Origin of the sequence: Streptomyces sp. Edi4 (assembly GCF_040253615.1) — a bacterium.
Taxonomy (GTDB): Bacteria; Actinomycetota; Actinomycetes; order Streptomycetales; family Streptomycetaceae; genus Streptomyces.
Genome location: NZ_JBEJGY010000004.1, coordinates 3006045 through 3024561, shown reverse-complemented (window position 1 = coordinate 3024561; position 18517 = coordinate 3006045). Strand labels below are relative to the sequence as shown.

The following is an 18517-nucleotide window of genomic DNA, read 5'->3' as shown; positions in this document are numbered from 1 at the left end:
CCGTGCCGCTGGGCTTACGCCTTCGTGAGGTCCTCGACCTCTTCCTCGGGCTCACGGCCCGGGGTGGGGATGTTGAACTTGACGATCGCGAAGCGGAAGAGGAAGTAGTAGATCGCTCCGAAGACCAGGCCGATGGGGATGATCAGCCAGGGCTTGGTGGCGTGCGACCAGTTCAGCCCGTAGTCGATCAGGCCGGCCGAGAAGTTGAATCCGGCGTGTACGCCCAGGGCCCAGGTCACCGCCATCGAGATGGCGGTGAGCACCACGTGGATCACGTACAGAACCGGCGCGATGAACATGAAGGAGAACTCGATCGGCTCGGTCACACCGGTGACGAACGAGGTCAGCGCCAGCGAGACCATCATGCCGAGGACGACCTTGCGGCGCTCCGGGCGAGCGGTGTGGGCGATCGCGAGGGCAGCGGCCGGGAGGCCGAACATCATGATCGGGAAGAAGCCGGACTGGAACATGCCAGCCGTATGGTCACCGGCGAGGAAGCGCGGGATGTCACCGTGGACGACCTGGCCGGCCGCGTCCGTGTAGTCACCGATCTGGAACCAGGCGACGGTGTTGACGAACTGGTGCATGCCGACCGGGATCAGGGCACGGTTGACGCCGCCGAAGAGGGCCGCGCCACCGGCGCCGAGGCCGGTCATCCACTGGCCGAAGTCGGCGATGCCGTTGCCGATGGGCTCCCAGACGAGACCGAAGAACACACCGACGACCAGACCGACGAAGGCCATGATGATCGGGACGAGACGGCGGCCGTTGAAGAAGCCGAGCCAGTCGACGAGCCTGGTGCGGTGGAACTTCTGCCACAGCACGGCCGCGAGCAGACCCATGATGATTCCGCCGAGGACGCCGGGGTCGTTGTACTTGGCGTCGACGATCTTGCCGTCGGCTATGTGCTGCTGCACGATCGGGAAGGCTTGCAGCACCTTGCTGTAGACGAGGAAGCCGACCAGCGCGGCCAGAGCGGTGGAACCGTCGGACTTCTTGGCGAAGCCGATCGCCACACCGATGCAGAACAGCACGGGAAGGGCGCCCGTGATCGCGCCGCCCGCGTTGCCGAAGACGTCGGAGACCTTGTTCCAGCCCAGACCGTCCTTGCCGAACACGTCGGGCTGACCCAGGCGGACCATGATGCCCGCCGCGGGCAGCACGGCGATCGGCAGCTGCAAGCTGCGGCCGACCTTCTGCAAACCCTGGAACAGGCCGGAGCCCCGCTTCTTCGCGGGCGCCGCCGTAGCGGTGGCCGTACTCATCAACATCCTCCAGTAGGGCAAGGCGCCGCCCGGGGGCATGGGAAAATACGGGGGGACGGCGGCGTCTCAGGGGAACGCGGTCAAGCCCGCGTGGTCTACACCAATGAGTGGTGTAGACCAGTTTTAGCACGGTGAGGGTTAGATAAGGAACCTTCGTTTTTTGTGGCCTGAGCCATACCGGGCAATCAGGGCAGGACCGACCCCGCGCCGTAACCCTTTCGTTGCCCGCCGAGGGTGCCGGACCTGCGAAAAGCCCCCGGACCACAGGGTCCGAGGGCTTGACGAGGTGGTGGGGTACGGGCCGCTACGCCTGGGTGTTCTCCTTCTCCAGCTCGTCCTCGTCCGGCTCCCGCCCCGGCGTCGGCAGGTTGAACTTGGTGATCGCGAAGCGGAACACCGCGTAATAGACGACGGCGAAACAGAGCCCCACCGGAATGATCAGCCAGGGCTTGGTCGCCAGGCTCCAGTTGATGACGTAGTCGATCAGGCCCGCCGAGAAGCTGAACCCGTCCTTGATGCCGAGCCCCCAGCTCACCGCCATCGACACACCCGTGAGCACCGCGTGGATGACGTACAGGAGCGGCGCGATGAACACGAAGGAGTACTCGATCGGTTCGGTGATGCCCGTGACGAACGAGGTCAGGCCCACCGAGAGCATCATGCCGGCGACCTCCTTGCGCCGGTGCGGCTTGGCGCAGTGCGCGATCGCCAGTGCCGCCGCCGGCAGCGCGAACATCATGATCGGGAAGAAGCCGGTCTGGAACTGCCCGGCCGTCGGGTCGCCCGCGAGGAAGCGCGGGATGTCGCCGTGCACGATCGTCCCGTCCGGCTTGGTGAAGTCGCCGAACTGAAACCAGATGAACGTGTTCAGGAACTGGTGCATGCCGATCACGAGCAGCGCGCGGTTGGCGACACCGAAAATGCCCGAACCCGTCGCGCCCAGGTCCACCAGCCACTTGCTGAAACTGGTCAGCGCGTCACCGATCGGCGGCCACACCCACAGGCACGCCACCGAGAACACGATCGCGACCCCGGCCATGATGATCGGCACGAGCCGGCGGCCGTTGAAGAAGCCGAGCCAGTCCACCAGCTTCGTACGGTGGAAGCGCTGCCAGAAGTACGCGGTGAGCAGGCCCATCACGATGCCGCCGAACACCCCGGGGTTCTGGTACGTGGCGAGGACCGCCGAGCCGTCCTTGGCGACGCACGCCCCTGCGGTCAGCTTCGCCCCGGCCGCGCAGTCCTTCGGGAATTGCAGCAGCACCCCGTAGTAGACGAGGAACCCGGCCACCGCCGCGAGCGCGGTCGAGCCGTCCGCCTTCTTCGCCATGCCGATGGCGACGCCCACGCAGAACAGCAGCGGCAGCCCGAGCGAACCGTTCAGGAGCGCGCCGCCCGCGCCGGCGAACACCTTCGCCACGTCGTTCCAGCCGAGCCCGGTCTTGCCGAACACGTCGTCCTGGCCGAGCCGGTTGAGGATGCCGGCCGCGGGGAGCACGGCGATGGGGAGCTGGAGGCTGCGGCCCATCTTCTGCAACCCCTGGAACAGGCCGTTCCACCACTTGGGCCGCGGTAGGGCGGTCGCGCTGCTCGCACTCATCGGCAACCTCCAGGCTCGCGGAACAAGCCGACTAGGACCGTCGTTTGCACTGGTGTAGACCAGTTGCGGTATCGTCCGGAGGGGCCCCTCGCGGGCACGGCTCCGGTGATCGCCATCCTTGGCCAGGCGGAATGCGCCCGCGCGCATAGCTGGGCCAAACGTGGGTTACCGTGACGAAGCGGACCTACCGTGGGCCGACACAGCGTTCTTCACGAACCAGGAGAGACACATGGCCAGCAAGGCTGAGAAGATCGTCGCCGGCCTCGGCGGTATCGAGAACATCGAAGAGGTCGAGGGCTGCATCACCCGCCTGCGCACCGAGGTCATCGACCCGAGCAAGGTCGACGAGGCGGCGCTGAAGGCGGCCGGTGCCCACGGTGTCGTCAAGATGGGGACGGCGATCCAGGTCGTCATCGGGACCGACGCGGACCCGATCGCTGCGGACATCGAAGACATGATGTGAGCCGCTGACCCCCTCAGCCCCCCAAGGCCGGCCCCTCACCAGGAGGCCGGCCTTCCGCGTCCCCGCCCAGGGGCGCGGGGAACTGCGCGAGGAGCGACCACGGCCCGCAGTCGAGCTCCCTGGGGCTCGGCCCCAGACCCCGTTCGCGCTGAACGCGCTCGTCCTCAAACGCCGGACGGGCTGACCATGCCGGTGTGGGCCAGCATCCAGCCCTGCCAGGGGCGCGGGGAACTGCGCGCCCAGCCGCGCACGGTCCGCAGCCGAGGCCCCTGGGGCTCTGCCCCAGACCCCGTTCGCGCCTAAAGGGCGCTCGTCCTCAAAACGCCGGACGGGCTGGGGATGCCCCTGGGGGCCCGCGCCAGGTGCTGAGCGGCACGGGCTGAGGTTGCCCATGCGGGCCAGCACAGGATGCTCAGGGGCGCGAGGAACTGCGCGACCAGCCACACGCGGCCCGCACGTCCACGCGGCCCGCACCCCGCAGGGGCGCCGCAGGGGAACCCGCCCCCACCCATATCGCCTAGGCTCATCCCCATGTCTCGAATCGACGGCCGCACCCCCGAACAGCTCCGCCCCGTCACCATCGAACGCGGATGGAGCAAGCACGCCGAGGGCTCCGTCCTCATCTCCTTCGGCGACACCAAAGTCTTCTGCACCGCCTCCTTCAGCGAAGGCGTCCCGCGCTGGCGCAAGGGCAGCGGCGAAGGCTGGGTCACCGCCGAATACTCGATGCTGCCCCGCTCCACCAACACCCGCGGCGACCGCGAATCCGTACGCGGCAAGATCGGCGGCCGCACCCACGAGATCTCCCGGCTCATCGGCCGCTCCCTGCGCGCCGTCATCGACTACAAGGCGCTCGGCGAGAACACCATCGTCCTGGACTGCGACGTCCTCCAGGCCGACGGCGGCACCCGCACCGCCGCCATCACCGGCGCCTACGTCGCCCTCGCCGACGCCGTCACCTGGGCCCAGGGCAAGAAGCTCATCAAGCACGGCCGCCAGCCCCTGACCGGCACCGTCTCCGCCGTCTCCGTGGGCATCGTCGACGGCGCCCCCCTCCTCGACCTCTGCTACGAGGAAGACGTACGCGCCGAGACCGACATGAACGTCGTCTGCACCGGCGACGGCCGCTTCGTCGAAGTCCAGGGCACCGCCGAAGCCGAGCCCTTCGACCGCAAGGAGCTCAACGCCCTGCTCGACCTCGCCACCGGAGGCTGCGCCGACCTCGCCGCTCTCCAACTCCGGGCCCTGGCCGCGGCGTCCGAAGAGTAACCACGCGTAAGGGACGTACGGGCGTACGGGCGTACGGGCATAATCTCGTACGTCCCTCCCGCGCCGGGCCCCTCCCGCGCCGGGCGCCCGCCATGCCCCCCGATACTGGTGGGCATGACCCGCCTGATCCTCGCCACCCGCAACGCCGGCAAAATCACCGAGCTCCACGCCATCCTCGCCGCCGAAGGCCTGCCCCACGAACTCGTCGGCGCCGACGCCTACCCCGACATCCCCGACGTCAAGGAAACCGGCGTCACGTTCGCCGAGAACGCCCTCCTCAAAGCGCACGCCCTGGCCAAGGCCACCGGACTGCCCGCCATCGCCGACGACTCCGGCCTCTGCGTCGACGTCCTGAACGGCGCCCCCGGTATCTTCTCGGCCCGCTGGTCCGGCACCCACGGCGACGACCGGGCCAATCTGGACCTCCTCCTCGCCCAGCTCTCCGACATCGCCGACGAACACCGCGCCGCGCACTTCGCCTGCGCCGCCGCGCTGGCCCTGCCGGACGGCACGGAACGCGTGGTGGAGGGCCGCCTCCTGGGCACCCTGCGCCACACCCCGGCCGGCACGGGCGGCTTCGGCTACGACCCGATCCTCCAGCCGGAGGGCGAGACCCGCACGTGCGCGGAGCTGACGGCCGACGAGAAGAACGCGATCAGCCACCGGGGCCAGGCGTTCCGGGCGCTGGTGCCGGTGGTGCGGGAGCTGGTGGGGTAGGCAGCCGAAAGGGCGCCCGTGGTCCGAGGCGCCCTTTCGATGTGGTGCGGCCGATGGGATTCGAACCCACATGGGCGAAAACGCCCAGAGGCACCTAAAACCTCCGCTTATACCATTCAGCAACGGCCGCAGGCCGCCTGCCATGATACTGGCAAGCGGCTACTTCGGTGCAGGCGTTCCTACCGGGTGGTGCCGCGCCCGCCGCCCCGGCACCAAGTGTTGGTGATCGCGTGGCAGTTGGGGCAGAGCAACCGCAAGTTCTCGCGCCTGTCGTCGCTCCAGTCGCCGTTGATGTGGTCCACCTCCAGGGTCATGGGCCTGCCCAGCCATTCCGGCCCGGTACCGCACTCGTCGCACCGCTCGGGGACGCCGATGTCGGCCAGTGCTCGGCGCAGGTGGACGGTTTTCGCGCGACGCTTGTCGTCGTGCTTGCGCAGTACGTCCTCGGCGCTCTTGCGCCGGTCGATGCGGACCCGGCCCCGCTGGTGCGCCTGCCCGAGAAGATGCTCGGTGGAGATCTCGTCCTCGGCCAACCAGCCGCGCAGCGCCCTCCTTTGACTCGTGCTGTCCGGTCTGCCGAGGCGCCGGAGCACGCCGACGAGTGACACGGACTCGGCCACGGCGCCGCGCAGCTCTGCCGTGCGGGGGCGGTCGCCAACCCGTCGGTGCCCGTGGCTCGGGAAGTGCGAAACGTCGATCCCGAAATGAGCGAAGCGCTTGAGCAGATAGCGCCGCAGGGGTCCGTACGGCGGGGTGCCGAAGAACGTAATGACCTCGTCGATGTCCCGACAAGCGCGCGCCGCCTCGACGAGTCGTTCACGCGGATAGCTCGGAGTCGCACTCATCTCGCACCCCCGTTCCCGGTCTTGCCCCGGCCACGGTAACTGTCCGTCGTGGAATGGCAGTTGGGGCAGAGGAACCGCAGGTTTCCGATCCGATTGTTCCGCCAGTCCCCGTCAATGTGATCGACTTCGAGGGGGAGCGGACGACCTCGCCAGGTCGGCTCGGTGCCGCACAACGCGCAGTGCTCCGGGACCTCCAGGACAGCCATCGCGCGCCTCAGGCGGTCACTCGGGATGCGCCGCGCCGTGGCTGGTTCCTGCTCGACGAGCAGCGCTTCCGGTTGCCGCCGCCGGGTCTCGCCGACGCGCGACGGAGGCCTGAAGTGCGAGGTGTCGATGCCGTACGCCCTGATCCGGCGACTGATGTGCGTGTGGTGACCGCCGACCACGTCGAGACCCAGTCGGCGCAGCACCTCGCACACGCTCGTCGAGACCGCGACCACTGGCGCAAGAACCTCCCGCGTCCAGCGGGCCCCCTCGCGTTCGAAGTGCGCGGTGTCTATGCCCAGCTTCCGCATCCGCTCGCGTATGTACCGCCGCGACCCGCCCTTCGGATCGACCCCCAGCCCGGTCAGCGCCTCCGACAAGGTGCGGGAGGCGCCGGCCGCCTCGGCCAGCCTCTCCCTGGTGTACGGGCTCGTGCCCACGATCCCCTCCGTCCCGGCCACGCGTTCGCGACCTCGTACGGAGTAACGAACCGAATAGCGGACAGTCACACCCGACATGCGGAACGGCCCGTACCCCTTGGGTCGGCGGGGGCCGTTCCGTGAGGGAGTGGGGAGGGTTCAGACACCCAGGTCCTTGATGATCTTGGCTACGTGGCCCGTCGCCTTCACGTTGTACAGGGCCCGCTCCACCTTGCCCTCCTCGTCCACGACCACCGTCGAGCGGATGACCCCGGTGACGGTCTTGCCGTACAGCTTCTTCTCGCCGTACGCCCCGTACGCCTCCAGGGTCTCCTTGGAGGGGTCGCCGACCAGCGTGACCTTCAGGGACTCCTTCTCGCGGAACTTCGCCAGCTTCTCCGGCTTGTCGGGGGAGACGCCGATGACGTCGTACCCGGCGCCCGCCAGCAGTTCCAGGTTGTCCGTGAAGTCGCACGCCTGCTTGGTGCAGCCGGGTGTCAGGGCGGCGGGGTAGAAGTAGACGATGACCTTGCGGCCCAGGTGGGCGGCGAGCGAGACCTCGTTGCCGTCGGCGTCGGGCAGGGTGAAGGCGGGCGCGGTGTCGCCGGGCTGAAGTCGCTCACTCATGGGGTTTCCTCCGGGAAGGCCAGAAAGTGCAGAGGGACGGGGGTCGGGGCGTACACCGACAGAGCCTAATGGGGGCCTGTGACAGTGCATTGGCCACAGAGCTGACAGACTGTGGAGGACGGACGACCCCATACGACCACCGGAGGCGGCGCAGTGTCGGATGCCAGGACCCCTGCGCAGATCGAGGCGGACATCAGGAGCCGGCGGGCCCAGCTCGCGGTGACCCTCGACGAGATCGGCGTGCGGCTGCACCCGTCCACGATCGTCGGCGATGCCAAGGCACGGATCGCCTCGACTGTGGACCACACCGCGGGACGCGCGTACGTCGCGGTGAACCGCGCGGTGAGCGATGTGAAGGCGCGCTTCGTGTCCGAGGACGGGGCGCCCCGCGTGGAGCGGATCGTGCCGGTCGCGCTCGTCGCGGTGGGCCTGGTGGGGCTGCTGGCGCTGTCGAGGAAGCGGCGTGCCTGACCCTTCGGCACACGCGTGGCGCCCGGCCGGGTAGGTTCGACCCCGTGAGCGAGAACACCCACGACAAGCTGCCCATCCGGATGCTGCACGACCGTGTGCTGGTCCGGTCCGACACGCCTGAGGGCGAGCGGCGTTCGGGCGGCGGCATCCTCATTCCGGCGACCGCCGCCGTCGGCAAGCGCCTGGCCTGGGCCGAGGTGGTCGCGGTCGGCCAGAACGTACGGACGGTGGAGCCGGGCGACCGGGTCCTGTACGACCCCGAGGACCGTGCCGAGGTCGAGGTGCGGGGCGTGGCGTACGTCCTGATGCGCGAGCGCGATCTGCACGCGGTGGCGTCGGAGCGGGTGTCGGTGGACGCGACGGGGCTGTATCTGTAGCCAGATCTGTAGCCAGCTGCGCGTAAGGGCATGGGTAAGGGCCGGTGACCATGGTCACCGGCCCTTACCCATGCCCTTTGCTACGGTGGTGGGACCCCGACGAGACGCGTCGTACCGGGTCAGGACAAGACGACGCACCCGTATTCGTCACGTGTCTCGGAGGTGCCGTCATGGCGTGGGTTCTGCTGGTGGTCGCCGGTCTGCTGGAAGTGGGCTGGTCGATCGGGATGAAGTACACCGAGGGGTTCACCCGTCTGGTCCCTAGCGTGCTGACGTGCGCGGGAATCGTCGTTTCCATGCTGCTGCTGTCGCAGGCCGCCAAGACGCTGCCCATCGGTACGGCATACGGCGTGTGGGTGGGCATCGGCGCGGCCGGCGCGGCGGTGCTCGGCATGGTGGTGCTCGGGGAGCCGGTGACCGCGGCCCGGATCTTCTTCGTCTGTCTGCTGCTGGTGGCCGTGGTCGGCCTGAAGGCGACGAGCGGACACTGAGGAGCGGCCCGAACCCCCGCCGCGCGCGGCCCCGGCCAGGTGGGCCGGAGTCAGGTGGTCCCGGGCCGGTGGTCCGTGGTCAGCCGGCCCGGCTGCCCGGCGAGCGGGAGCCGTCGGCCCCGGGGGACGCGGGGGCCCAGTTCGGCGCCCTGGCGGCTTCGGCGGGGTCGGTCTCGGCCAGGGTGACGCCCCAGGTGTCGTGACCGCCGAGGCGTACGTCGATGGCTTTGCGCCGGCCGCCCGCGGCGAAGTACAGCACCACGGTCTGCCGGGTCGAGCCCTCGTCGTAGAAGTCCGCCGTCACCTTCCCGCCCGCCGCCTCCCCGAACGCGGTGACCCAGTGCCGGGCCGTGGCGCGGGCGTCCCGGCCGCCGTCGACTGCGAGGGCGGCCAGCGCGTCGGCGTCGCGGTCCGCGAGCCGCCATACCGTCTTCTGCACCACGTCCAGGCTGCCGCGTTAGGGGTAGCCCACGACGTGCAGGGGCTCATGGCGGGAGTAGTCGCTCTGGTAGCCGGCCAGGTCCTGGTCCGTGGCGCACGCGGTGGTGGCGGCGCCGAGGAGCAGGAGCAGGGCGAGGGGAAAGCGGGAGGGGAAGGGGCGGAGGTTCTGCTTGCGCGCCCGCATGGCCGTCCTGGTCCCCCTTGAACTGTCGTCGGCCCAGCCTGCCTGCCTGCGACCCAGGGCTCCGAACGCATCGTACCGCCCGCCACCAGGCACGTTCCGGGGCTCGCGCCGCCAGGGCTCGTGGCCGCCGGGCTCGTGGCCACCGCGGATCACGGCCCCGGCGGGTCATGAGCGGGTCATGAGCGGATCATGGGCGGGTCGGGCTCCACGGGGTGCGGGGGACGTGGGGGCGGTCGGCGGCGCCGGTCGTGGTGCCGCCCAGGCCCTCGGTGGTTCCGCCGTCGGTGACGCCGCCGTTGTCGCCGGCGCCGGTGCCTCCGGTGCTCCCGGTGGTCTGGCCGCCGTCCGTGGTGCCGCCCTGGGTCCTGCCCTGGCTCTGTCCCTGACTCTGGCCTTGGGTGCGGCCCTGGCTCTGACCGGCGTTGACCGCGCCCTCGTTGTCGGCGCCGCCCTGCGTCCCCTGGTTCTGGCCCTGCGTCTGCCCCTGGTTCTGTCCTTGGTTCAGGCCCTGGGTCCTGCCCTGGTCCTGGCCCTGGGTGCGGCCCTGGTCGCGGCCGCCGGTGCGGCCCTGGTTCTGCCCCTGCGTCTGCCCTTGGTCCCGGCCCTGGTTCTGCCCTTCGGTCTGCCCCTGGTCGCCGCCGGGCGTCGGGGACTGGAACGGGTTGGTGGTGGGCGGCTCGACGGGGGCGTTCGCGCCGTCCTGGAGCTCCAGGTCGAAGTCCTTGGCGTCGCTGCCCTGGAGGGCGCCCTTGGTGTACTGGGCCCAGATCTGCGCGGGCGGTCCGCCGCCGTTCATCCGGGGCAGGCCGAGCGCTCCGTACAGCGGCTGCTGCGCGGCGGTGTCGGGGTCGGCGCCCATGACGGCGACGACGGTCGCGAGGTCGGGGGTGTAGCCGGCGAACCAGGCGGCCTTGTCCTGTTCGGCGGTGCCGGTCTTGCCGGCGGCGGGCCGTCCCGAAGCCTGCGCGGCGGTTCCCGTGCCGCCGTCCACGACGCTTTGCAGCATGGACGTCGTGGTGTCGGCGGCCTCCCGGCTGACGGCCTGCTCGGTGTCCTGCGAGGGCAGGTCGGTCCGCTCGCCGTCCTTGGTGACCGATTCGACCAACGTGTACGTGCCGTGCCGGCCGTGTCCCGCGAGCGTGGCGTACGCCTGCGTCATGTCGAGCACGCTCGCGGTGGCGGGGCCGAGCGCGATCGAGGGGGAGGCCACCAGGTCCGGTGTGGCGGCCGGGATGCCGAGGCTGATGGCGGTCTGCTTGACCTTGGCGGGGCCCACGTCGACGGCCATCTGCGCGTACACCGCGTTGACGGACTTGTCGGTGGCGGTGCGCACGGTGATCTGCCCGTAGGAGGCGTCGTCCTCGTTGGCGGGGCTGTAGGGGCCGCCCTTCCAGCCCTGCACGGGACGCCTGTTGGTGCCGTCGTAGAGGGTGTTGGGGGTGATGACGCGCCCGTCCTGCGTGGTGGAGCCGTTGGCCACGGCCGAGGTGAAGACGAACGGCTTGAAGGTGGAGCCGACTTGGAAGTCGCGCCGGGTCGCGTTGTTGACGTACTGCTTGGTGTAGTCGATGCCTCCGTACAGGGCGAGGACCTTGCCGGTCGCCGGGTCGATGGAGGCGCCTCCCACGCGTACGTTGCGGTCGGCCTTGCGCACGCTGCTCAGCTTGGAGTTCACCTTGTCGTCGACGGCCTTGACGAAGGCGTCCTGCTTGTCCTTCTGGATGGTGGTGGTGATGCGGTAGCCGCCGGTCGCGAGGGTGTTCTCCTCGATGATCCCTTTGCTGGTGAGGTAGTCCTTGACCGCCTCGACCAGATAGCCGCGCTGGCCCGCGAGCCCGGCGCGCGGCTTGACCTTGCCGGGCACGGGGAAGGTGGTCGCGGCCCGCTCCGAGGCGCTGAGCCACTTCTTCTTGACCATGCCGTCGAGTACGTAGTTCCAGCGGGCCAGCGCCCGGGGCTTGTTCTCGGGGTGGGAGATCACGTCGTATGCGCTGGGGGAGTTGAGCAGTGAGGCGAGGTAGGCGCCCTCGGCGGTGGTGAGCTGTTCGACGTTCTTGCTGTAGTACGCCTGGGACGCGGCCTGGATGCCGTAGGCGTTGCGGCCGAAGTAGCTGGTGTTGAGGTAGCCGGTGAGGATGTCCTCCTTGGTCTCCTCGCGGTTGAGCTTGATCGCGATGAAGAACTCCTTCACCTTGCGGGTGACGGTCTGTTCCTGGCCCAGGTAGTAGTTCTTGACGTACTGCTGGGTGATGGTGGAGCCGCCCTGGGTGCCCTTGCCGCTGAGCGTGTTCCAGGCGGCGCGGACCATGGCCTTGGGGTCGACGGCGCGTTCGGAGTAGAAGTCGCGGTCCTCTGCCGCGAGCACGGTGCGCTGCACGCTCAGCGGGACCTGGGAGAGCTGGATGTTCTCGCGGTTGACCTCGCCGTCCGAGGCGAGCTGGGTGCCGTCGGCGTACAGGAAGACGTTGGACTGCGCGGTGGCGACGGCGTTGGCGGGCGGGATGGAGACGAGGGTGTAGCCGGCGATGAACGCCCCGATGAGCAGCAGGGCGCAGAACAGGAAGAGGCCGAGCACGACGCGCCAGCGGGGGACGAAGCGGCGCCATCCGGTGCGCCCCGGGCGCTCCGCGGCGGGGGCCGGTCCTCCCTGGTGGGGGTCGCCGGGCGCGGCGGCGGGGTCGGCCTGGGCGCCCGTCGCGCCGCCGAGGTCCCGGGGCGCCCAGGTCCGCGGCGGCTGGGGTCCGGGGTGCGGTGGCTCCGGCTGCTCGTCGTCGCTCATGTCTCTCCGGCCGATGCGTCTGGTTCGTGGGCTGGTGGGGCCGATGCGAGCCGATGTGGGTGTTTCATCCCTCTTCGGCGGTTTTGGGCTGTGTAGACATCTTGCATGCCGGGCGGTGGAAATTCCGTCGCGAAGGGCCAAAGCGCTGGGCTAGGCTCCTGCGCTTTGGTGCCGATGGAGGGAGGGCGGCGTTCGTGCGGCTGTACGGGGCGGTGGCCCTTGGCGGGTTCCGGCGGTATACGACCTACCGGGTGGCCACCGCGGCAGGGGTGTTCACCAACACGGTGTTCGGCGTCATCGTGGCCTACACCTATATAGCCCTGTGGGAGCAGCGCCCCCACCTCGGCGGTTACGACCAGTCGCAGGCCCTGACCTTCGTGTGGGTCAGCCAGGCCCTGCTGATGACGGTCAACCTGTTCGGCGGAGGCTTCGCGGACGAGCTGGTGGAACGCATCCGTACGGGTGACATCGCCATCGACCTCTACCGCCCGGCGGATCTCCAGATGTGGTGGCTCGCGGCGGACATGGGCCGGGCGCTCTTCCACTTCCTGGGGCGCGGGGTGATCCCGCTCGCCTTCGGCGCGCTCGTCTTCGACCTCGCGCTGCCCGGCGACCCGGTGACCTGGCTCGCGTTCCTCCTGGCGGTCCTGTTCGCCGTGGTGGTGAGCTTCGCGCTGCGCTTCCTGGTGGCGCTCACGGCGTTCTGGCTGCTCGACGGCGCGGGCGTCACCTCGCTCGTGTCCATCGCGGGGCTGTTCTTCTCCGGCATGCTGTTGCCGCTCAACGCCTTCCCCGGCCTGCTCGGCGAGGTGGCCCGGGCGCTGCCGTGGTCCGCGCTGTTGCAGATCCCTGCGGACGTCCTGATGGGCCGCCACCGGGGCGTGGGCCTGCTGGGCGCGTACGGCTTCCAGCTCGGCTGGACGGCGGCCCTGCTCGGCGCGGGCCGGCTGCTCCAGAACGCGGCGGTACGAAGGGTGGTGGTGCAGGGTGGCTGACGTACGCGGGACGGCGGCGCGGGCCGACGAGGGCGCCGGGCCCGGGTCCGGGTCCGGCGGCCGGAGTGCGGGCGGACGGTCGGCGCCGGGCGCGTTCGGCGCGTACCGCATGATCGCCGGGATGTGGATCCGCTCGACCCTGGCCTACCGGGCCTCGTTCGCGATGATGCTGGTCGGCAACTTCCTGGTGACGGCGTTCGACTTCGTCGTGATCGCCCTGATGTTCTCGCAGGTCCGCTCGCTCGGCGGCTACTCGTTCGCCGAAGTGGCCTTCCTGTACGGGACGTCGACGACGGCGTTCGGCCTCGCCAACGCGGTGGTCGGCTCGATCGACAAGCTCGGCGCGCGCATCCGCGACGGCACGCTCGACACGCTCCTCGTCCGCCCGGTGCCGGTGCTCGCGCAGGTCGCCGCCGACCGGTTCGGGCTCCAGCGCCTGGGCCGGCTGCTCCAGGGCATCCTGGTCCTGGCGGGCGCCCTGGTGGCTCTCGACGTGCACTGGACGGTGCTCAAGGTGCTCCTGGTGCCGGTGATGCTGGGGAGCGGCACGGCGATCTTCTGTGCGGTGTTCGTGGCGGGCGCGGCCTTCCAGTTCTGGGCGCAGGACGCGGCGGAGGTGCAGAGCGCGTTCACTTACGGCGGCCAGACGCTGCTGCAATACCCGCCGACGGTGTTCGCCAAGGACATGGTGCGGGGCGTGACCTTCATCCTGCCGCTGGCCTTCGTGAACTGGCTGCCCGCCCTGTATGTCCTTGGCCGCCCCTACCCGCTGGACCTGCCGCACTGGCTGGCGTTCACCCCGCCGCTGGTGGCCGCCGCGTGCGTGGCCCTGTCCGGGCTCGCCTGGCGGGTCGGCGTACGGGCCTACCGCAGCACGGGCAGCTGAGCGGACCAGCCGCCAAGAACACACCAACGGAGCCAGCACGGAAGGGAGTTGACCAGTGGACGACCTCATCGAACTCGACGACGTGGAGAAGGTCTTCGACGTACGGCGCAGGACGGGCCGGCTGCGCCGCGAGAAGCGGCAGGTCAGGGCCGTCGACGGGATCAGTTTCCGGGTGCCGCGCGGCGAGATGGTGGGCTACATCGGGCCCAACGGCGCCGGCAAGTCCACCACCATCAAGATGCTGACGGGCATCTTGACCCCGAGCGCCGGAAGGCTGCGCGTGGCGGGCCTCGACCCGTCCCGTGAGCGGACCGCGCTGGCTCGCCGGATCGGCGTGGTCTTCGGGCAGCGCTACCGGAAACGATGTGCTGGACAAGTCCAGTGTATCGGCCGGTAGGCCCCTGTCGGCAGGCTTGGCCCGAGAGGACGAAACCGCAGCTCAGCGGCCGTTTCCGCCCCTACGGCTGACCCTGTCGCGCGTGCTGCGCTGCCAGTACGGGGATAGCGGCAATCTTGTCGGGCGTTAGGTCGTCCCAGACAATGCCGCGCGGCCTGCGCGGTGAATCGCAGCGGATCACCTCGTCGGGGGTGACGATGTAATCGACGCTGAAATCATGCTCCGTCTCGGGGATGTCATCCTCGACCACTTGCAGCGCATGAACCGGGGCAACGATCACGGTGTCGTCGGTCACGAGGCCCGCCTCGATCAACAGGGCAACCTCAAGGTCGGAATACCCGGCACCCTTGCCGATGCGTGCCCCCGACCGGTTCACGGCGACACTGCCGCACACCACGACGTCGATAGGTCGCATGGACTCAACCCCAAGCCGGCGGCCGTACTGGGCCGCGCCCTTCTTCTGCGCCGCTTCCTGCGGCGAGACCGTCAGCGCTTCGGGGTCGAGAGCAAGGAACGGTTCGAGGCTGGCCATCCTCGGCACGGCGACGTAGAGAAACTTGCCGTCTTCCAGGGCACGCACGCGTACGGGAAGCTGTGCCCAATCCGGGTTGGCCTTGATGGTTGTGGCTTGCTGCCACACGTCCAGTTCGGCCAGTCGCTCCGCCGTCCGGTCGCTTCCGTAGAAGCCAGGAATCTTCCCGTAAGAGTCCTCCGGAGCGCCGCCGCCGTCGATGAGGCGACGCCATGCCTTCTCGCGTACCGCCTGCTTAGCCTGGTCGATGTCGGTCACGTCGTACCCGTTCTAGATCGCTGCCATCAAGGCAAGCAGCCGGTCGTTGATGTCCTGCGCCCACGTTTCGCCGCGCCACGGCCGCAGCTCACGCCCCGCCGAGAACGCCAGGTTAAGGCCGCCGCCGCCGCGCGTCAGCTCCACCGCATCAATGGTGCGGTGCATGGTGTCCGCTGCTTCATCCAGCTTCCCTTGACGGATGAACGCAAGCGTCAGGTTGCCGAGCGCGATGGCCTGGCTCTTCTTCTTGGCGGCCAGCGCACGGGTGGTCATACGAAGGATCGGCTCCGCTCGCTCAGGTAGGCCGAGGAACAAGTAACAGGAGCCAGCCAGCCGGTTGAACTCGTTGATCGTGTAGTACTGAGCGGACACGTCGTCACTGTTCACCCGATCGAACTGGGTCTCGGCCTTCTTAAGAGCGTCTTCGCACTCCTTGAGCCCGCCGGTCATGGCGTACCCCTCCGCGACGTGAAGCAGAGAGAGGCCCGTCAGTGATGGACTGGCGACCTGGGCCACCTCGGCCGCCTGCTGGGCAAGGTGCCGACCCTTGGTCGCGTCCTTCTCTCCGTACAGCGCGATGAAGCTCTTGCGAAGCACGGCGTAGGACTCCACCGAAGGGTCACGGACATGCCGAGCGGCATCCACGGCTTCATCGAGGTACGTCAGCGGGGCTTGGTGGTCGCGTCTTTGGCTGACGTCCCATACGAGTTGACTCATGAGCGTTGCCGAGTCGGCCTCGACCTCGTAAAGCGCGCGACGTACGCGCGGGTTGGTGGCGTTCTCTCGAAGGAACTTCACCTGCCCGTGAACCTGTCCCGCTGGCCCCAAGATCGCCGTCGAGGACGTGTGGTCGTAAGACTCGTCAAGCTGCCGCAGTCGCTCATGAAGGTAGGCGACGGCGACCATGTCGGCCGAGCCAGGATTTTGAAGCACGTAGTTCATGCGTTCGCTCGGTTGCGCCTGAATGACGGTCACGTCATCGAGGAGTGCTTGCAACTCGTCGTCTGAAACTTGAAGCGCGCGAGCTAACTTCGGCCGGTGCCACGGTTGAGGCTCCGTGTCAGCACTCTCCCAACGGCCAACAGTGGAGCGCTCGACGCCGAGATGTTCGGCAAGTTTCTCTTGGCTAAAGCCCATTGCCTTTCGACGCTGGGCGAGCCGTACCCGCTTCGCCGCCATCGCTCATCCCTCCGGGGGTAGGCGCGAACTCCCAGCCTAGCCACCGAGTTGCCATCTGTGCAGGCCAGTTGGGGTAATGCGGCAACTATGCGGCAGGCGTGCGCCTCTTCTGCTGTGGGTTTTCGCAGGTCAGACGGCTTCTCTGGATGAGCGCCGGATCGGCGGTGCCGGACATACGAGCCCACTGCCGATCCGGTCTCTCGGCCCCAGGAGGACGGATGCGACCTGTGATTTACGGCTACATGCGCTTGACCGCGACGGACGTGGAAGGCGATGAAAGCGAGCGCGTAAGGCGGCAGTTGGCAACGTACGCCGAACGCGAGGGTTTCACCCTCGACCAGGTATTCACCGAGCACATCAGCGCGAATGAATCCGCGTTTCAAGCGATGCTCGACGCGATCAGGCGCACGGACGTAAAGAACGTCATTGTCCCGTCTCTTTGGCACTTCGCGCGGCTGCCCGGACTCCAGAACGCCATGCGCGAACACATCGAGCAAGAGACCGGTGCACGTCTCTGGGTGGTTCAAGGGCAACAGCGATGAACACCTTGAAGCCCCTGGCTTATGGGTACATGCGGATCTTCTGTGATGTGACCGAGCAACAGGTCTTCGCTATGGAACATCGCATGAAGGAGTTTGCCGAGGAACTGGGCTTCCAACTCGTCACGATGTATCAGGAAGTCGTGAACGGCTCGATTGAAGAGTTCTGCGACATGTGCAAGGAACTCGAACAAGCCGGGGTGCACGACGTGATCGTGCCGTCGCTGCGTCACTTTTCGCCTCACGAGATTATGCAAGGCGGGATGGTCGAACGCCTCTTATTCACGCTCGACACCACCGTGCACGCGCTCAACGAACACCATTCGGAGAAGACCTCACAAGACGGGTAGCGCCATGTCTCATCCCCGGTTTACGGATCAGCTCAACTTCGCCGCAGTGCTCACGGCCGTCAACTCGTCGCGCGTCTTCACGAAAATAACGCTGACCAAGTGGGGCGCGGGTCGCGTTCTAGATGATGCGCTCCTCATCGTCTCCGAGCTGGTGACCAACGCCGTGAAGGCAACCGGGGTGACCGAGCCCAACCCCACATGGGGCGAGCTGTCGAAGCTCAAGCTCATCAACGTGCGCCTGGTCGGCCTCGAATCGTCCATCGTCATCGAGGTATGGGACTGCGAGCCGAAGGAGCCCGTACCTACCGAAGCGACAGACGACGACGAAAACGGGCGCGGCCTCACCTTGATCGACGCGCTCTCTAAGCGGTGGGGTACCTACCCGTCCCGCGGGGGCAAGGTGGTGTGGGCCGAACTACCGGTACACCCCGTCACCGCCAAGGGCCTGCCCCGCCGCCGTAAGTCGTCCCCTTCTACGGGCACGCCGGCGGAGGCGGATGAACGTCCGCCACCTGATGCGTACCTCCTGCGACGTCTGATCGTCGCCCTTCAACGCCTGTAGCGACCCCCTGAGTTCTCCGCATCTACCCGTAGCGACAACGAATCGAGAAGTCCGGCAATGGCCGATGAAGTGATCTACCGATCTGGTGGCCTGGTGCTCCGCGCTGACAGCAGCGAGGAAGACCCGAAGGAAATATTCATGGCGGAGTGCCGCGAGTGTTCGGCCACTTCCAATGTGGTCGATGACGTTCGGTTGCCCGTCGAGGTCTGGACGGTGAAGCACACCAAAGAGAATCCGGGCCACGAACGGTACCGGCTGACGACTGACACCTTCTGGGCGGTGAAGCGCACCACTAAGCGAAAGTAGGTGCCTCCACCCACCCCAGCAGCGCAGGAGTAAAGATGGGCATTACGCGAAGGTTCCGATTCCAGAACTACGAAATCCAGCCCGACCCCGTTGGCGAGACAACCTACGCCGCAGAGTGTGTCTCCGGTGACGAGGCCGATTGCGGCGCGCAGTCCGGGGAGAAAGACGAAACGGCCAAGGTTGCTCAGTGGATCGCGGAGCACACACGGGACACGGGCCACCAGCGCTACCGGCGAACGGTTGCCGACTACGTCACGGCGGAGCCGGGAGAATGGCAGTAATGCCGGGTTGATGGATCGCACCTACCGGCCAGGCCCGAAAACGAAGAACACCCCGCGTCCACAACGGACGCGGGGTGTTC

The 18517-nt window shown here is 68.3% G+C and carries 23 protein-coding genes, 1 tRNA gene, 1 pseudogene and 1 riboswitch; of the genes and pseudogenes, 14 read left to right on the top strand and 11 right to left on the bottom strand.

Annotation, left to right across the window (positions count from 1 at the left end; genetic code table 11):
* Positions 1–14: 14 nt before the first annotated feature.
* Both ABR738_RS15860 and ABR738_RS15855 read right to left on the bottom strand, forming a co-directional pair.
* Positions 15–1265 carry a PTS transporter subunit EIIC gene (locus tag ABR738_RS15860; RefSeq protein WP_350230629.1) on the bottom strand — a complete coding sequence of 417 codons (1251 nt, stop codon included), beginning with the start codon at positions 1263–1265 and terminating at the stop codon, positions 15–17.
* Between the two features lie 304 nt (positions 1266–1569).
* Positions 1570–2865 carry a PTS transporter subunit EIIC gene (locus ABR738_RS15855; RefSeq protein ID WP_350230628.1) on the bottom strand — a complete coding sequence of 432 codons (1296 nt, stop codon included), beginning with the start codon at positions 2863–2865 and terminating at the stop codon, positions 1570–1572.
* Between the two features lie 229 nt (positions 2866–3094).
* On the opposite strand from ABR738_RS15855, the gene ABR738_RS15850 reads away from it, so the two are divergent.
* From ABR738_RS15850 to rdgB, 3 genes are all read left to right on the top strand, one after another.
* Positions 3095–3328, top strand: a complete 234-nt coding sequence (locus ABR738_RS15850) for a PTS sugar transporter subunit IIB (protein ID WP_018517946.1) — start codon at positions 3095–3097, stop codon at positions 3326–3328.
* A 531-nt stretch (positions 3329–3859) separates the two neighbouring features.
* A complete protein-coding gene (rph, locus tag ABR738_RS15845; protein ID WP_350230627.1) occupies positions 3860–4597 on the top strand; it encodes a ribonuclease PH in 738 nt (245 codons plus the stop codon).
* 114 nt (positions 4598–4711) lie between these two features.
* Positions 4712–5314, top strand: a complete 603-nt coding sequence (rdgB, locus tag ABR738_RS15840; protein ID WP_350230626.1) for an RdgB/HAM1 family non-canonical purine NTP pyrophosphatase — start codon at positions 4712–4714, stop codon at positions 5312–5314.
* 42 nt (positions 5315–5356) lie between these two features.
* Here rdgB and ABR738_RS15835 read toward each other — a convergent pair.
* From ABR738_RS15835 to bcp, 4 genes are all read right to left on the bottom strand, one after another.
* Positions 5357–5444, bottom strand: a tRNA-Leu gene (locus ABR738_RS15835).
* A gap of 49 nt (positions 5445–5493) precedes the next feature.
* The gene (locus ABR738_RS15830; protein WP_350230625.1) at positions 5494–6159 is read right to left on the bottom strand and encodes an HNH endonuclease; all 666 of its coding nucleotides are present in this window, start codon (positions 6157–6159) and stop codon (positions 5494–5496) included.
* Positions 6156–6803 (bottom strand): HNH endonuclease signature motif containing protein, encoded by a 648-nt coding sequence (locus ABR738_RS15825; protein WP_350230624.1) that lies wholly within the window; start codon positions 6801–6803, stop codon positions 6156–6158. The genes ABR738_RS15830 and ABR738_RS15825 overlap by 4 nt, the downstream gene beginning before the upstream one ends.
* Before the next feature lie 138 nt (positions 6804–6941).
* A complete protein-coding gene (gene bcp / locus ABR738_RS15820; RefSeq protein ID WP_350230623.1) occupies positions 6942–7409 on the bottom strand; it encodes a thioredoxin-dependent thiol peroxidase in 468 nt (155 codons plus the stop codon).
* Between the two features lie 153 nt (positions 7410–7562).
* On the opposite strand from bcp, the gene ABR738_RS15815 reads away from it, so the two are divergent.
* The 3 genes from ABR738_RS15815 to ABR738_RS15805 all read left to right on the top strand — a co-directional run bounded on the left by ABR738_RS15815 (position 7563) and on the right by ABR738_RS15805 (position 8748).
* Positions 7563–7880 carry a DUF3618 domain-containing protein gene (locus ABR738_RS15815; RefSeq protein ID WP_350230622.1) on the top strand — a complete coding sequence of 106 codons (318 nt, stop codon included), beginning with the start codon at positions 7563–7565 and terminating at the stop codon, positions 7878–7880.
* Positions 7881–7924: 44 nt separating this feature from the next.
* Positions 7925–8257: a GroES family chaperonin gene (locus tag ABR738_RS15810; protein ID WP_114036654.1), complete on the top strand. Its 333-nt coding sequence runs from the start codon at positions 7925–7927 to the stop codon at positions 8255–8257.
* 74 nt (positions 8258–8331) lie between these two features.
* Positions 8332–8396, top strand: a riboswitch (guanidine-III (ykkC-III) riboswitch).
* Positions 8397–8427: 31 nt separating this feature from the next.
* Positions 8428–8748, top strand: coding sequence for a DMT family transporter (locus ABR738_RS15805; RefSeq protein ID WP_350230621.1), 321 nt, complete (start codon positions 8428–8430; stop codon positions 8746–8748).
* A gap of 79 nt (positions 8749–8827) precedes the next feature.
* Here the strand turns inward: ABR738_RS15805 and ABR738_RS15800 are convergent, their stop codons facing one another.
* The 3 genes from ABR738_RS15800 to ABR738_RS15790 form a co-directional block, all read right to left on the bottom strand.
* A complete protein-coding gene (locus tag ABR738_RS15800) occupies positions 8828–9187 on the bottom strand; it encodes a hypothetical protein (RefSeq protein ID WP_350230620.1) in 360 nt (119 codons plus the stop codon).
* 18 nt (positions 9188–9205) lie between these two features.
* Complete coding sequence (locus tag ABR738_RS15795; protein ID WP_350230619.1) at positions 9206–9373, bottom strand: hypothetical protein; 168 nt, start codon at positions 9371–9373, stop codon at positions 9206–9208.
* Between the two features lie 187 nt (positions 9374–9560).
* On the bottom strand, positions 9561–12152 hold the full coding sequence (locus ABR738_RS15790) for a transglycosylase domain-containing protein (RefSeq protein WP_350230618.1): 2592 nt from the start codon (positions 12150–12152) through the stop codon (positions 9561–9563).
* Positions 12153–12346: 194 nt separating this feature from the next.
* On the opposite strand from ABR738_RS15790, the gene ABR738_RS15785 reads away from it, so the two are divergent.
* The 3 genes and pseudogenes from ABR738_RS15785 to ABR738_RS15775 all read left to right on the top strand — a co-directional run.
* Positions 12347–13147, top strand: a complete 801-nt coding sequence (locus ABR738_RS15785) for an ABC transporter permease (protein WP_350230617.1) — start codon at positions 12347–12349, stop codon at positions 13145–13147.
* 109 nt (positions 13148–13256) lie between these two features.
* Complete coding sequence (locus tag ABR738_RS15780) at positions 13257–14033, top strand: ABC transporter permease (RefSeq protein ID WP_350234592.1); 777 nt, start codon at positions 13257–13259, stop codon at positions 14031–14033.
* A 55-nt stretch (positions 14034–14088) separates the two neighbouring features.
* Positions 14089–14385, top strand: a pseudogene (locus ABR738_RS15775) (ATP-binding cassette domain-containing protein); the annotation flags it as partial.
* Positions 14386–14491: 106 nt separating this feature from the next.
* Here the strand turns inward: ABR738_RS15775 and ABR738_RS15770 are convergent.
* Both ABR738_RS15770 and ABR738_RS15765 read right to left on the bottom strand, forming a co-directional pair.
* Positions 14492–15220, bottom strand: coding sequence for a 5-formyltetrahydrofolate cyclo-ligase (locus ABR738_RS15770; RefSeq protein ID WP_350230616.1), 729 nt, complete (start codon positions 15218–15220; stop codon positions 14492–14494).
* A 12-nt stretch (positions 15221–15232) separates the two neighbouring features.
* Positions 15233–16399 (bottom strand): NsdA family TPR-like regulatory protein, encoded by a 1167-nt coding sequence (locus ABR738_RS15765; protein ID WP_350230615.1) that lies wholly within the window; start codon positions 16397–16399, stop codon positions 15233–15235.
* Between the two features lie 218 nt (positions 16400–16617).
* Between ABR738_RS15765 and ABR738_RS15760 the strand changes: the two genes are divergently transcribed.
* The 5 genes from ABR738_RS15760 to ABR738_RS15740 are packed head-to-tail and all read left to right on the top strand — an operon-like array spanning position 16618 to position 18437.
* Positions 16618–16941, top strand: a complete 324-nt coding sequence (locus ABR738_RS15760; protein WP_350230614.1) for a recombinase family protein — start codon at positions 16618–16620, stop codon at positions 16939–16941.
* Positions 16938–17288 (top strand): beta/alpha barrel domain-containing protein, encoded by a 351-nt coding sequence (locus ABR738_RS15755; RefSeq protein ID WP_350230613.1) that lies wholly within the window; start codon positions 16938–16940, stop codon positions 17286–17288. Before ABR738_RS15760 ends, ABR738_RS15755 begins: the two co-directional genes overlap by 4 nt.
* A 46-nt stretch (positions 17289–17334) precedes the next feature.
* Positions 17335–17850 carry an ATP-binding protein gene (locus ABR738_RS15750; RefSeq protein WP_350230612.1) on the top strand — a complete coding sequence of 172 codons (516 nt, stop codon included), beginning with the start codon at positions 17335–17337 and terminating at the stop codon, positions 17848–17850.
* 57 nt (positions 17851–17907) lie between these two features.
* On the top strand, positions 17908–18156 hold the full coding sequence (locus tag ABR738_RS15745; RefSeq protein ID WP_350230611.1) for a DUF7848 domain-containing protein: 249 nt from the start codon (positions 17908–17910) through the stop codon (positions 18154–18156).
* A 35-nt stretch (positions 18157–18191) separates the two neighbouring features.
* Positions 18192–18437 carry a DUF7848 domain-containing protein gene (locus tag ABR738_RS15740; protein WP_350230610.1) on the top strand — a complete coding sequence of 82 codons (246 nt, stop codon included), beginning with the start codon at positions 18192–18194 and terminating at the stop codon, positions 18435–18437.
* The last annotated feature ends 80 nt before the right edge of the window (positions 18438–18517 follow it).

What these genes read in the sequence shown, in the direction of transcription:
- ABR738_RS15860 (WP_350230629.1), bottom strand. Translation starts at nt 1,265, where the DNA reads ATGAGTACGGCCACCGCTACGGCGGCGCCCGCGAAGAAGCGGGGCTCC.
- ABR738_RS15855 (WP_350230628.1), bottom strand. Translation starts at nt 2,865, where the DNA reads ATGAGTGCGAGCAGCGCGACCGCCCTACCGCGGCCCAAGTGGTGGAAC.
- ABR738_RS15850 (WP_018517946.1), top strand. Translation starts at nt 3,095, where the DNA reads ATGGCCAGCAAGGCTGAGAAGATCGTCGCCGGCCTCGGCGGTATCGAG.
- rph (WP_350230627.1), top strand. Translation starts at nt 3,860, where the DNA reads ATGTCTCGAATCGACGGCCGCACCCCCGAACAGCTCCGCCCCGTCACC.
- rdgB (WP_350230626.1), top strand. Translation starts at nt 4,712, where the DNA reads ATGACCCGCCTGATCCTCGCCACCCGCAACGCCGGCAAAATCACCGAG.
- ABR738_RS15830 (WP_350230625.1), bottom strand. Translation starts at nt 6,159, where the DNA reads ATGAGTGCGACTCCGAGCTATCCGCGTGAACGACTCGTCGAGGCGGCG.
- bcp (WP_350230623.1), bottom strand. Translation starts at nt 7,409, where the DNA reads ATGAGTGAGCGACTTCAGCCCGGCGACACCGCGCCCGCCTTCACCCTG.
- ABR738_RS15805 (WP_350230621.1), top strand. Translation starts at nt 8,428, where the DNA reads ATGGCGTGGGTTCTGCTGGTGGTCGCCGGTCTGCTGGAAGTGGGCTGG.
- ABR738_RS15795 (WP_350230619.1), bottom strand. Translation starts at nt 9,373, where the DNA reads ATGCGGGCGCGCAAGCAGAACCTCCGCCCCTTCCCCTCCCGCTTTCCC.
- ABR738_RS15790 (WP_350230618.1), bottom strand. Translation starts at nt 12,152, where the DNA reads ATGAGCGACGACGAGCAGCCGGAGCCACCGCACCCCGGACCCCAGCCG.
- ABR738_RS15780 (WP_350234592.1), top strand. Translation starts at nt 13,257, where the DNA reads ATGATCGCCGGGATGTGGATCCGCTCGACCCTGGCCTACCGGGCCTCG.
- ABR738_RS15765 (WP_350230615.1), bottom strand. Translation starts at nt 16,399, where the DNA reads ATGGCGGCGAAGCGGGTACGGCTCGCCCAGCGTCGAAAGGCAATGGGC.
- ABR738_RS15760 (WP_350230614.1), top strand. Translation starts at nt 16,618, where the DNA reads ATGCGACCTGTGATTTACGGCTACATGCGCTTGACCGCGACGGACGTG.
- ABR738_RS15755 (WP_350230613.1), top strand. Translation starts at nt 16,938, where the DNA reads ATGAACACCTTGAAGCCCCTGGCTTATGGGTACATGCGGATCTTCTGT.
- ABR738_RS15745 (WP_350230611.1), top strand. Translation starts at nt 17,908, where the DNA reads ATGGCCGATGAAGTGATCTACCGATCTGGTGGCCTGGTGCTCCGCGCT.
- ABR738_RS15740 (WP_350230610.1), top strand. Translation starts at nt 18,192, where the DNA reads ATGGGCATTACGCGAAGGTTCCGATTCCAGAACTACGAAATCCAGCCC.